Raw genomic sequence first — 11287 nt, 5'->3', positions numbered from 1 at the left:
GAACGAATGCCCCCCTGCGGCATTCTGTGGCGGAACGACGCATGGCGATCCTCGCCGTTGCCGATCCTCCTGCGAGGCTTCGGCCGGGACCGACGCGTAGCCCGGCAGCCCTTGGCTGCCCTTTGTTGGAAGTGGAGTCCCCCTGTGAGCGACCTTCGTGAACCAGAACGCGAGCGCACCGTCATCGTCAACAACGACCGCGGTGGAAACGGCGGCGGCGGCGGCGGTGGTAGCTGGCTGATCGCCGGCATCCTGATCGTCGTGGTCGTGATCGGCGCCTTCTTCATCTTCGGCGACGGCCTGCTCGGCGGCCGCGCCGGCGGTGGTGCCGACACCAATGTCTCGATCGACACGCCGGACGTGAATGTCGAGGCCCCGGATGTCGGCGGTGGCGGCGACGCACCGGCCCCGGCCAACTGATCCAGTTCCACCGGCGGCCGAGCGATCGGCCGCCGGTTTTCGTTCAAGGCCGGTCCACCGGACCGCCACCGCCCTGTTCCCGCGATCGCCGCGCGCCGAAGACGCAGCGTCCTCGTCGCAGGGCTTGAACATCGCGGCGTACCGGCGCATTCGGAGAGCCTCACGCTTCACGGAAGGCCGCCTGAATGGACACGCAGACCCCGGATTCGGACATCTCGCAGACGCTCAGCCCGCTGTTCACCCCGCTCGACATCGGCGCATTGCAGCTGGAAAACCGCATCATCATCGCGCCGATGTGCCAGTATTCCGCCGATGACGGATCGGCCACCGACTGGCACATGATGCATCTCGGCCAGCTCGCCATGTCCGGCGCCGGCCTGCTGATCCTCGAAGCCACGGCTGTCTCGCCCGAAGCACGCATCACCCACAAGGATCTCGGGCTCTATTCCGATTACAACGAGGCGGCGCTCGCCCGCGTTCTCGATGCGATCGCCGTCCATTCGCAGATGCCCGTCGCCATCCAGCTCGGCCATGCCGGCCGCAAGGCGTCGAGCGCCGAACCCTGGGCCGGCGGCCAGCAGATCGCCCCGACCGATCCGACCGGCTGGCAGTGCGTGGCGCCCTCTGCCCTTCCCCATTCACCCGGCGAAGTGGCGCCGACCGCCCTCGACGCCGCGGGCCTGCAGAAGATCAAGGACGATTTCGTCGCCACCGCCCTGCGCGCCGTGCGCCTCGGCATTGTCGGCATCGAGCTGCATTCGGCGCATGGCTATCTGCTGCACCAGTTCCTGTCGCCGATCTCGAACCGGCGCGACGACGGATATGGCGGCAGCGTCGAGAACCGCATGCGCTTCCCGCTCGAAGTCTTCGACGCGGTCAAGGCGGCCGTGCCGGCCGACATCCCGGTCTGGGTCCGCCTGTCGGCCAGCGACTGGGTCGAGGGCGGCTGGGACATCGAGGGCTCGATCGCCTATTCGAAGGCACTGGAGGCGCGCGGCGCGGCGGCGATCCACGTGTCGTCCGGCGGCGTCTCGCCCGACCAGAAGATCCCGCTCGGACCCGGCTACCAGGTGCATTTCGCCGAGGCCGTGAAGGCCGCGGTGTCGATCCCGGTGATCGGCGTCGGCCTGATCACCGAGGCGCGCCAGGCCGAGACCATCATCGCCGAGAACAAGGCCGATGCCATCGCCATCGCCCGCGCCATTCTCTACGAGCCGCACTGGCCGTGGCATGCCGCGGCCGAGCTCGGCGCCTCGGTGCGTGCGCCCAAGCAGTACTGGCGTTCCCAGCCGCGCGAGTTCAAGGCGCTGTTCAAGGACGCCGCTTTCGGCCAGCGCTGATCGCGCGATCCTTTCAATCGCGCCGCGCATCGGCCATATAACCGGCATGACCGACAGCGCCGCACGAGATACGGATTTGAGCGTGGCCTTCGCCCGGATGAACGGGCTGGGCAACGAGATCGTCGTCGCCGATCTTCGCGGATCGGCGGCGCGGATTTCGGCCGCGGCGGCGCGCGCCCTCGCCGAAGATCCGGCCACCCGCTTCGACCAGATCATGGCGATCCACGACCCGCGCCTCGACGGCACCGACGCCTATGTGCGGATCATCAATCGCGACGGCTCGGAGGCCGAGGCCTGCGGCAACGGCACGCGCTGCGTGGTGCAGGCACTCGCCGCCGAGACCGGCCGCCGCGACTTCACCTTCGAGACCCGCGCCGGCATCCTGACCGCCTTTGAACGCGACGACGGGCTGATTGCCGTCGACATGGGCCGGCCGCGCTTCGGCTGGTCCGAGATTCCCCTGTCGGAAGAGTTCAGCGACACAAGGGCGATCGAACTGCAGATCGGTCCCATCGACGCGCCGATCCTGCATTCGCCCTCGGTCGCCTCCATGGGCAATCCCCACGCCATCTTCTGGGTCGATCGCGACGTGTGGAGCTATGAGCTCGACCGCTTCGGCCCGGTGCTGGAGAACCATCCGCTGTTTCCCGAGCGCGCCAACATCTCGATCGCGCAGGTGACGGGACCGGACGCCCTCACCCTGCGGACCTGGGAACGCGGCGTCGGCCTGACCCGCGCCTGCGGCTCGGCCGCCTGCGCCGCCGCCGTCTCGGCGACCCGCACCCGGCGCACCGGCCGCATCGTCACGGTGACCGTGCCCGGCGGCGACCTCCTGATCGACTGGCGCGGCGACGACCATGTCATCATGACCGGGCCGGCCGAATGGAACTGGTCCGGCCGCCTCGATCCCGCGACCGGCGCCTATCTGCGCGACGAGACGGCGACGCACGAGCCGGCCTGATGGGTGTCGAGATCGTCTCCTTCGGCTGCCGGCTCAACACCTACGAGGCCGAGATCATGAAGCGCGAGGCCGTGGCGGCCGGCCTCGACGCCGATCCGCGCGGCGCCATCGTCTTCAACACCTGCGCCGTGACGTCGGAAGCCGTGCGCCAGGCCCGCAAGCAGATCCGCCGGGCGAGGCGCGAAAACCCGGAGGCGCGGATCGTCGTCACCGGCTGCGCCGCCCAGACCGAGCCCGGCCGCTTCGCCGAGATGGGCGAGGTCGACGCCGTCCTCGGCAATGACGAGAAGCTGACGGCCCGCGCCTATCGCGCCCTGCCCGATTTCGGCGTCGCCGCCGAGGAGAAGGTCCGCGTCAACGACATCATGAGCGTCACCGAGACCGCCGGCCATATGGTCGACGCCATCGAGGGCCGTGCCCGCGCCATCGTCCAGGTGCAGAATGGCTGCGACCATCGCTGCACCTTCTGCATCATCCCCTTCGGGCGCGGCAATTCCCGCTCGGTGCCGATGGGCGCCGCGGTCGACCAGGTGAAGCGCCTCGTCGCGGCCGGCTACAACGAAGTGGTGCTGTCGGGCGTCGACATGACCTCCTGGGGGGCGGACCTGCCCGGCGCGCCGAAGCTCGGCCAGCTTGTCCAGGCGATCCTCAGGCACGTGCCGGACCTTGCCCGCCTGCGGCTGTCCTCGATCGATTCCGTCGAGGCCGACCCGGCGCTGATCGAGGCGATCGGCTCCGAGACCCGGCTGATGCCGCATCTGCACCTGTCGCTGCAGGCCGGCGACGACATGATCCTGAAGCGCATGAAGCGGCGCCATTCGCGCGACGACGCCATCCGCTTCTGCACCGACATCCGCGCCGCGCGGCCCGACATCGTCTATGGCGCCGACATCATCGCCGGCTTTCCGACCGAGACCGACGCGATGTTCGAGAACTCCATGAAGCTCGTGGAGGATTGCGGCCTGACCCATCTTCACGTGTTTCCGTTCTCGCCGCGCGAGGGCACGCCGGCCGCCCGCATGCCGCAATTGCCGCGCGACATCGTCAAGGACCGGGCGACGGCCCTGCGCGCCCGCGGCGAAACCGCCCATCGCGCCCATCTGGCCAGCCTCGTCGGCACGCGGCAATCGGTGCTGGTGGAGCGCAACCAGCGCGGCCGCTGTGCCGATTTTACCCTTTGCGAGATCGAGGAGGGCCTCCCCGGCTCCATCCTCGACGCTATCATTGTGGGCGAACGCGGTGGCAGACTGGTCGCCCGCCCCGATATCCTTCGTTCCGGCCCGGCCGGAACATCCTCCGACCATCTGAGAGAACTGACGTAAGCCATGGCTGAGCAAAAAGGCTTCTTCCGCCGCATCTTCTCCTTCGGGTCGGACAGCGAAACCGATCGCACGCCCGAGCATGGTGATACGCCGCGGCCGTCCGATACCGAATTCGGCGCTCCCGGCTCGCCCGATCCGGACGTCCGCCCGAAGGCGGCGGCCAGTTCGGTCGCCGATTCGGAAGCCGGAGCCGACGTCAACGACGGCGGCGGCATCACCCCGCTGGCCGAAATGGCCGAGCATTCCGACGCGGACCAGGCTCAAAAAAAAACGCTGAACTCGGGCCAGAACTAGAGCCGGACGCCGAGACGGCGGACTTTTCCTGGCTCGAGGAACCGACGCCGACCGAGCCCGCCGACGAAAGCGAGTTCGCCTTTCTGGGCGCCGACCCCGCCGAGCGGCTGGGCGAACATGCCGAGCCGGAGGTTGCGGCGCCCGTCGAGCCGCTTGCGGGCGAAACCCGCGAGACCTCCGAGATCGCCGATGCGGCGGCGCCCGGCATCCCGCCGGCCTCCGATGCCGATCATCTCGACGGGCACAATGACGACGCGCTCTCGTCCGACGACGAGGATGCCGACTTCTCATGGCTGGACGCGGATCTGCCGCCGGAGGACGAGGAAGACGGCGAGACGCCGGTCGCCGAGCGGGTCGAACCGTCCTTCGACACCGCCGGCACGCCCGAGCCCGACATCGCGGCGCCGCCGGCCTCCGCGCCCGAAGCCGACCAGGCGCACCTGCCCGTCCCAGCGAACGCCCCGCGCCCCGCACCCGATGCCGCCGCCGGCTTCCGCCTGCGCGAACAGGCGCCGGCCGCTCCCGAACCGGCGCCCGCCCCCCGCGTGCCCTGGCTGCAGCGCCTGCGCGAAGGGCTGGCGCGTTCCTCCACCCAGCTCACCGGATCGATCGGCGCGATCTTCACCAAGCGGCGGCTGGACGAGGACACGCTGCAGGATTTCGAGGACGTGCTGATCCAGGCCGATCTCGGCGTCGAGACCGCCCTGAAGATCACCGATCGCCTGTCGGAAGGCCGCTTCGGCCGCGAGATCAGCGGTCAGGAAGTGCGCACGATCCTTGCCGAGGAAATCGAGAAGGCGCTGGACCCCGTCGCCCAGCCGCTGGAGCTCGATCTGGCCAAGAAGCCGCATGTCATCCTGGTGGTCGGCGTCAACGGCACCGGCAAGACCACGACCATCGGCAAGCTCGCCGCCAAGCTGACCCGCGGCGGGCTCAAGGTCACGCTCTGCGCAGGCGACACCTTCCGTGCCGCCGCCGTCGAACAGCTGAAGATCTGGGGCGAGCGCACCCAGTCCGAGGTCGTCGCCAAGGCGATCGGCGCCGATGCGGCAGGCCTTGCCTACGAAGCCTACGACCGGGCCGTCGAGAACGATTCCGACGTCCTGATTATCGACACTGCCGGTCGCCTGCAGAACAAGACCGAGCTGATGGCCGAGCTGGAGAAGATCGTCCGCGTGCTGCAGAAGCGCGAGCCGGACGCGCCGCATACGGTGCTTCTCACCCTCGACGCCACCACCGGCCAGAACGCCATGAACCAGGTCGAGATCTTCCGCAACGTGGCCGGGGTCAACGGCCTCGTCATGACCAAGCTCGACGGCTCGGCGCGCGGTGGCATCCTCGTCGCCATCGCCGCCAAGTTCCGCCTGCCGGTCTATTTCGTCGGCGTCGGCGAAGGCATCGACGATCTCGAGCCCTTCAAGGCGAAGGACTTCGCCGCCGCGATCGCCGGCACCACCACGTCGGCCTGACCGGCGAAAATTCGCCGCGATGGGCAGCCACGCCTCGCATTCGTCGCGATCAGTTCCGATATGGACCGGGAACAGGGAGTCCGCATGTCGCACCACATTCTCGAGGAAGAGCCGAACAGCCCGGCGCGCAAGGAGATGAACCCGCTCCTGAAATTTGCGCTGGAGCTGGGCCCGCTGATGGTCTTCTTCTTCGCCAATTCGCGCGGCGAGCAGCTGGCGGCGACGTTCCCCGTCCTGAAGGAGTTCGGCGGGCCGCTGTTCATCGCCACCGGCCTGTTCATGGCCGCGATGGCGATCTCGTTGGCCGTCTCCTGGGCGATCACCAGATCGCTGCCGATCATGCCGCTGGTCACCGGCGCCGTGGTGCTGGTGTTCGGCTCGCTGACCCTGTGGCTGCAGGACGAGACCTTCATCAAGATGAAGCCGACCATCGTCAACGGCCTGTTCGCCGCGGTGCTGCTCGGCGGGCTGCTCTTCGGCAAGTCGCTGCTCGGCTACGTCTTCGACCAGGCTTTCAAGCTGGACGCCGAGGGCTGGCGCAAGATGACCCTGCGCTGGGGCCTGTTCTTCATCTTCCTGGCGGTCATCAACGAAGTCGTCTGGCGCAATTTCTCGACGGATTTCTGGGTCGCCTTCAAGGTCTGGGCGACGATGCCGATCACCATCGTCTTCATGCTGACCCAGATCCCGCTGATCAAGCAGCATTCGACCGAGCGACTGGCCGGCGCGGAAGACAGCGGCCGCTAGGCCGTCCCGTACCGACATCTTCACAACCAAGAGGCCGACCGACATGGACATGCAGAAGCTTCTCGGAGAATTCCTCGGCGCCGGAAACCAGGGCAGCCGCCAACCCAGCGACCAGCGGTCCGGCCAGGGCCAGGGCGGCTCGATCGTCGACCAGCTCGGCGGCATGCTGCAGGGGCGCGGCGGCTCTGGCTCGGGGCTCGGCGGCATGCTCCAGGGCGGCGCCGGCTCGGCCATCGGCGGTGCGCTTCTCGGCGGCCTCGCCTCCAGCCTGTTTCGCGGCAAGGGCGTGCGCAAGCTCGGCGGCACGGCGCTGAAACTCGGTGGCGCGGCCGTCGTCGCCGGCCTCGCCTACAAGGCCTACCAGAACTACCAGGCCAGCCAGGGCACCGCGCTGCCCAACGCCCAGCCGACGCCGCGCCTGCCCGACGCAGCCCGCGCCCCGGCCGAGATCCCTGCCCCCGAAGGCACTGCCTTCCTGCCGGCCGGCGACGAGGAGGCCCATGCCCGCCTGATGCTGTCGGCGATGATCGCCGCGGCCAAGGCCGACGGCTATATCGACGCCGAGGAGCAACAGGCGATCTTCGGGCGGATCGACGAGATCGATCTCGATGCCGAAGAAAAGGGCTTCGTCATGGACGAGATGCGCCAGCCGATGAGCATCGATGCGCTCGCCGCCAGCGCCACCACGCCGGAACTGGCGATGGAGATCTACACCGCCTCGGTGCTGGCGATCGATCCCGACCATCCCGCCGAGCGGGCCTATCTCGACCTTCTCGGTGCACGGCTCAACCTGCCGGCCGAGCTGACCGTCGAAATCCGCCGCACCGCCGGCGAAGTCCAGGGCTGAGGCCCGAAGGCAGCTGTCCTCGGCCGATCTCCAGCCTGATCAGAACTCGCCGACCGGCAGCGCCCGCCCATCGGGCATCGTGTTGCCGGACGCCCCGTCCGGATTGGTGAAGGGCACCGGCGGCGCGCCCTCCTGGGCCGCGCGGTCGTGGTTCAGCGCCCAGTGGACCGACGGAAACGCCAGCTCGTCCCAGGGAATGTCGTCCCAGGCGAAGAGGTCCACCGCCTGGCTTTCGATGCCCGGCGCAATCGTCGGTTCGGCAAGGCTCGCGCGGTAGATCAGCTGCACCTGGCTGATCCGCGGCACTGAATAGACCGCCAGCAGCCGCTCGATGGCGAGCTGCGCCGTCGCCTCTTCCCGCGCCTCGCGCCGCGCCCCGTCCTCGGGCGTCTCGTTCAGCTCCAGATAGCCGGCCGGAATGGTCCAGAAACCCTGTCGCGGTTGGATCGCGCGCCGGCACAGCAGGATCCGGCCGTCATGGCGGACCACCGAACCGACCACGATCTTCGGGTTCTCATAGGCGACGAAGCCGCAAGTGTCGCAGATCTTGCGGGCGACGTCGTCGCCCTCGGGCGTGCGCAGGGAAAAGGATGTCTCGGTCATGCGCCCCATATGGCTCGGTGCATCGATCCGGGAATATGCACGCGGATCGGCACGCCGCGACCGAACGTCCGGGCGGTCCGGTCAGCTCGTCGGCGCGGTGCCCTTCGAAGGACCGGCGAGGACGCGCTCCACCGCCGGCAGGAGGCCGGTCTTCACCGCCTCGGGCGTGAACGGTCCCGTCTGTTTGAAGACGATCTCGCCATCTGGCGCGACGAGGAAGCTCTCCGGCACGCCATAGACGCCCCAGTCGATCGTCGCCGAGCCCTTCTGGTCCACCCCGATGGCAGCATAGGGATTGCCCAGCGACTCCAGGAACTTGCGGGCGTTCTCCGGCTTGTCCTTGTAGTTGATGGCGACCAGCTTGAAGCGCTCGTCCTGGGCCAGATCCATCAGCAGCGGATGCTCGTCCCGGCACGGCCCGCACCAGGACGCGAAGACATTGACCAGCACCGGCCGGCCATCGCCGAAGCCGGTAAGATCCAGCGCCGGCATCGGCCCGCCGTCGGGGCCGGAAACGCCGTCCAGCGCCGGCAGCACGGTCTGCGGCGCCGTCTTGCCGATCAGCACCGAGGGGATCTGCTGCGGATCATGGCCGGAGACGAGCTGGTAGAGGAAGATCGCCGCAAGGCCGCCGAACAGCACCAGCGGCAGCGCCACCAGCCAGTTGCGGCGAGGTTTCGGGGCCTTCGTCACGGTCTCGGCCGCCGGAGCGGTCGGCAGCGTCGTCGGATCGTCCGTCATCGCGTGGCCTCCGCGCCGGTGGCGGGCGAGGCCGAGGCCGAGCGGCGACGAATGCCGCGTGCCTCGAGGTCCTTCAGCGCACGCTTCTGGGCGCGGGCATCGAGAAACACCCAGGCCGCGATCCCGACCAGCGCCAGCACGGAGATGGCGTAGGCCGAGCCGATGAAGCCGGTATAGTCGTTCTGCATATTGGTATCCTCAGGCCTCGGCGCGGCGGGCCGCCAGCCGCGACAGCGCCGCCACGCGCCGGCGCAGCACTTCCGTGCGCATCGCCGTCAGATGCAGGGCGAAGAACAGGAGCGTGAAGCCGGCCGCCGAGACCACCAGCGGGATCAGGAAGACCGGCGGCATGGCCGGCCCGTCGACCCGGATGACGCTGGCGCTCTGGTGCAGCGTGTTCCACCAGTCGACGGAGAACTTGATGATCGGAATGTTGACGAAGCCGACGAGGACGAGGATCGCCGCTGCCTTCGCGCTGCGGCCTGGCTCGTCCAGCGCCCGGGTCAGGGCGATCAGCCCCAGATACATCAGGAACAAGATGAACACCGAGGTCAGCCGGGCATCCCAGACCCACCAGGTGCCCCACATCGGGCGGCCCCAGATCGAGCCGGTGATCAGCGCCAGCGCGGTGAACACCGCGCCGATCGGCGCCGCCGCCTTGACCGCGACGTCGGCCAGCGGATGCCGCCAGACCAGTGTGCCGAGCGCCGACACGCTCATCACCGTCCAGATCATCATCGACAGCCAGGCAAAGGGCACGTGAATGAACATGATCTGCACCGTTGCGCCCTGCTGATAGTCAGGCGGGGCACGAAAGCCGAGGGTCAGGCCGATCGCCAGCGCGATGAGCGCCAGGGCGTAGAGCCATGGCTGCAGCCTGCCCGACAGCTCCAGGAAGCGGGTCGGATTGGCCAGGATCGTGAAGCGCGACGGCTTGGCGGCGGACATGTCGGTCATGGGTCCAGTCTAGAAGGTCTCCAGCCAGCCGGCAAACATACGATTTCGTCAGGATTGCGCCGGCGAAGCGCCTGCCGGAGGCACGGTGTCAATCCGCCCCCGCCCGCAGCGCCGCGCCGGCGGCGATCGGGCCGAGGGCGCCGAAGAGCAGTGTCAGCGCGCTCAGGATCAGGAAGGGCGGCAGGAACGGGTCGGGCTCGTTGACCGCCCCGTAGGTGGCCGAGACGCCGAAGATCAGCACCGGGATCGCCAGGGGCAGGACCAGCACCGAGACCAGGACCCCGCCGCGCGGCAGCGCCACGGCGACCGAGGCGCCGACCGCGCCGATGCAGATGATCGCCGGCGTGCCGACCAGCAGCGTCAGCATGACCGCGCCGATCGCCGGCGGCTCCAGTGCCAGGAACAGGCCGAGCACCGGCGCGGCGAGCACCAGCGGCAGTCCGGAAGCGACCCAGAGGGCGGCGCATTTGGCCAGCACCACCAGCGCCATGGGCGTCGGGCCGGTCAGAAGCAGGTCCAGCGTACCGTCCTCCCGGTCGGCCTGGAACAGCCGGTCGAGGGTGAGCAGTGCCGACAGGAGCGCGCCGATCCACAGGATGGCCGGTCCGATCCGCGACAGGAGATTGAGGTCCGGGCCGACGCCGAAGGGGATCGTCGCGACGACGGCGAGGAAGAAGATCACCGCGGTCATGGCGCCGCCGCCGCCCGACAGGGCCAGCCGCAGGTCGCGGCGGAACAGCGCGATCACAGCCAGCCCTCCGCGGCAGCAAGCTCTGCCGCATCGATGGAAGGCGCCGCGCGGTCGGCGTCGCGCGCGGCATGGGCGGACGGCGTCAGATCCAGCGTCAGCGTGCGGGACAGGCCGAGCGGCTGGTGGGTGGCGGCGATCACCAGTCCGCCTGCCGCCACATGCGCCTCGACGATCTCTGCGAATTTCAGTTGCGAGGCGGCATCCAGCGCCGAGGTCGGCTCGTCGAGGATCCAGACCGGGCGCGGCACGAGGAGCAGCCGGGCGAGGCTCGCCCGCCGCTGCTGGCCGGCCGACAGATAGCCCTGCGGCAGATGCGACAGGTCGGGCAGCCCCAGGGCGTCGAGGCAGTCGGCGATCGACCGGCCGCAATCCCTGCCGCCCCCGAGATAGCGCCGCCAGAAGGCGAGGTTCTCGCCGACGCTGATATTCGGCTTCATCGCATTGCGGTGGCCGACATAGTGGGCGATCTCCGCCAGTGTGCGGGCCGCCTCGCCGTCCGGTGCCGTCGCGCCCGTCACGTCGATACGACCGGCGACCGGCGGCAGCAGGCCGGCCAGCGTGCGCAGGAGCGTCGACTTGCCGGCGCCGTTCGCCCCCGTGACGACCAGCGCCTCGCCTGCCGCAATGCGGAAATCCAGCGGCCCGGCTGCGGCCGCTCCGCCACGCCCGACGACCAGCCCCGCGGCGGTCGCGATCGGCCCGCTCACGCCCGGCCCGCGGCGGAAATTGCGTGACATTGCACCGGCCTGCAAAGGCAGGGCGCGACGCGCGGCGGCTGGTGGGCGCCGGTCCGGCACGGCCAAGTCCTTGTCATGTCCGCCTTTTTCTGCACTGC

The 11287-nt window shown here is 69.2% G+C and carries 14 protein-coding genes; 8 read left to right on the top strand and 6 right to left on the bottom strand.

From position 1 onward, the window contains the following. Positions 1-144 precede the first annotated feature (144 nt). The 8 genes from H9Q09_RS14600 (at position 145) to H9Q09_RS14560 (ending at position 7400) form a co-directional block, all read left to right on the top strand. Entirely contained in the window at positions 145-420 is a 276-nt protein-coding gene (locus tag H9Q09_RS14600; protein ID WP_246716155.1) for a hypothetical protein, read from the top strand. A 185-nt stretch (positions 421-605) separates the two neighbouring features. Beyond that, positions 606-1760, top strand: a complete 1155-nt coding sequence (locus H9Q09_RS14595; RefSeq protein ID WP_187391631.1) for an NADH:flavin oxidoreductase/NADH oxidase — start codon at positions 606-608, stop codon at positions 1758-1760. 46 nt (positions 1761-1806) lie between these two features. After that, complete coding sequence (gene dapF / locus H9Q09_RS14590) at positions 1807-2721, top strand: diaminopimelate epimerase (protein ID WP_187391630.1); 915 nt, start codon at positions 1807-1809, stop codon at positions 2719-2721. Beyond that, positions 2721-4043 carry a tRNA (N(6)-L-threonylcarbamoyladenosine(37)-C(2))-methylthiotransferase MtaB gene (mtaB, locus tag H9Q09_RS14585; RefSeq protein ID WP_187391629.1) on the top strand — a complete coding sequence of 441 codons (1323 nt, stop codon included), beginning with the start codon at positions 2721-2723 and terminating at the stop codon, positions 4041-4043. The genes dapF and mtaB overlap by 1 nt, the downstream gene beginning before the upstream one ends. 3 nt (positions 4044-4046) lie before the next feature. Continuing rightward, positions 4047-4337, top strand: a complete 291-nt coding sequence (locus tag H9Q09_RS14580) for a hypothetical protein (RefSeq protein WP_187391628.1) — start codon at positions 4047-4049, stop codon at positions 4335-4337. 83 nt (positions 4338-4420) lie between these two features. Then, entirely contained in the window at positions 4421-5806 is a 1386-nt protein-coding gene (gene ftsY, locus H9Q09_RS14570; RefSeq protein ID WP_246716160.1) for a signal recognition particle-docking protein FtsY, read from the top strand. Positions 5807-5890: 84 nt separating this feature from the next. After that, a complete protein-coding gene (locus H9Q09_RS14565) occupies positions 5891-6553 on the top strand; it encodes a septation protein A (protein WP_187391626.1) in 663 nt (220 codons plus the stop codon). Positions 6554-6596: 43 nt separating this feature from the next. Further along, the gene (locus H9Q09_RS14560; protein WP_187391625.1) at positions 6597-7400 is read left to right on the top strand and encodes a tellurite resistance TerB family protein; all 804 of its coding nucleotides are present in this window, start codon (positions 6597-6599) and stop codon (positions 7398-7400) included. Between the two features lie 39 nt (positions 7401-7439). Here the strand turns inward: H9Q09_RS14560 and H9Q09_RS14555 are convergent, their stop codons facing one another. The 6 genes from H9Q09_RS14555 to ccmA form a co-directional block, all read right to left on the bottom strand. Next, on the bottom strand, positions 7440-8003 hold the full coding sequence (locus H9Q09_RS14555; protein ID WP_187391624.1) for an NUDIX hydrolase: 564 nt from the start codon (positions 8001-8003) through the stop codon (positions 7440-7442). Between the two features lie 81 nt (positions 8004-8084). Beyond that, positions 8085-8744 carry a DsbE family thiol:disulfide interchange protein gene (locus H9Q09_RS14550; RefSeq protein WP_187391623.1) on the bottom strand — a complete coding sequence of 220 codons (660 nt, stop codon included), beginning with the start codon at positions 8742-8744 and terminating at the stop codon, positions 8085-8087. Continuing rightward, complete coding sequence (ccmD, locus tag H9Q09_RS14545) at positions 8741-8932, bottom strand: heme exporter protein CcmD (RefSeq protein ID WP_187391622.1); 192 nt, start codon at positions 8930-8932, stop codon at positions 8741-8743. Before ccmD ends, H9Q09_RS14550 begins: the two co-directional genes overlap by 4 nt. Before the next feature lie 10 nt (positions 8933-8942). Continuing rightward, positions 8943-9701: a heme ABC transporter permease gene (locus tag H9Q09_RS14540; protein ID WP_187391621.1), complete on the bottom strand. Its 759-nt coding sequence runs from the start codon at positions 9699-9701 to the stop codon at positions 8943-8945. A gap of 88 nt (positions 9702-9789) precedes the next feature. Then, positions 9790-10449 (bottom strand): heme exporter protein CcmB, encoded by a 660-nt coding sequence (ccmB, locus tag H9Q09_RS14535; protein ID WP_187391620.1) that lies wholly within the window; start codon positions 10447-10449, stop codon positions 9790-9792. Beyond that, the gene (gene ccmA / locus H9Q09_RS14530; RefSeq protein ID WP_210315370.1) at positions 10446-11189 is read right to left on the bottom strand and encodes a heme ABC exporter ATP-binding protein CcmA; all 744 of its coding nucleotides are present in this window, start codon (positions 11187-11189) and stop codon (positions 10446-10448) included. The genes ccmB and ccmA overlap by 4 nt, the downstream gene beginning before the upstream one ends. Positions 11190-11287 lie beyond the last annotated feature (98 nt).

The organism is Aurantimonas sp. DM33-3 (genome assembly GCF_014334315.1).
GTDB classification, from domain to species: domain Bacteria; phylum Pseudomonadota; class Alphaproteobacteria; order Rhizobiales; family Rhizobiaceae; genus Aurantimonas; species Aurantimonas coralicida.
Note: the sequence above shows the minus strand (reverse complement) of the source record. Positions and strands in the feature narration are given on the sequence as shown.

Excerpts from the sequence above, each read along its gene's own strand:
- mtaB (WP_187391629.1), top strand. The coding sequence starts at position 2,721 with ATGGGTGTCGAGATCGTCTCCTTCGGCTGCCGGCTCAACACCTACGAG.
- ccmD (WP_187391622.1), bottom strand. The coding sequence starts at position 8,932 with ATGCAGAACGACTATACCGGCTTCATCGGCTCGGCCTACGCCATCTCC.
- H9Q09_RS14580 (WP_187391628.1), top strand. The coding sequence starts at position 4,047 with ATGGCTGAGCAAAAAGGCTTCTTCCGCCGCATCTTCTCCTTCGGGTCG.
- dapF (WP_187391630.1), top strand. The coding sequence starts at position 1,807 with ATGACCGACAGCGCCGCACGAGATACGGATTTGAGCGTGGCCTTCGCC.
- ccmA (WP_210315370.1), bottom strand. The coding sequence starts at position 11,189 with ATGTCACGCAATTTCCGCCGCGGGCCGGGCGTGAGCGGGCCGATCGCG.
- H9Q09_RS14595 (WP_187391631.1), top strand. The coding sequence starts at position 606 with ATGGACACGCAGACCCCGGATTCGGACATCTCGCAGACGCTCAGCCCG.
- H9Q09_RS14560 (WP_187391625.1), top strand. The coding sequence starts at position 6,597 with ATGGACATGCAGAAGCTTCTCGGAGAATTCCTCGGCGCCGGAAACCAG.
- H9Q09_RS14555 (WP_187391624.1), bottom strand. The coding sequence starts at position 8,003 with ATGACCGAGACATCCTTTTCCCTGCGCACGCCCGAGGGCGACGACGTC.
- H9Q09_RS14550 (WP_187391623.1), bottom strand. The coding sequence starts at position 8,744 with ATGACGGACGATCCGACGACGCTGCCGACCGCTCCGGCGGCCGAGACC.
- H9Q09_RS14565 (WP_187391626.1), top strand. The coding sequence starts at position 5,891 with ATGTCGCACCACATTCTCGAGGAAGAGCCGAACAGCCCGGCGCGCAAG.
- H9Q09_RS14540 (WP_187391621.1), bottom strand. The coding sequence starts at position 9,701 with ATGACCGACATGTCCGCCGCCAAGCCGTCGCGCTTCACGATCCTGGCC.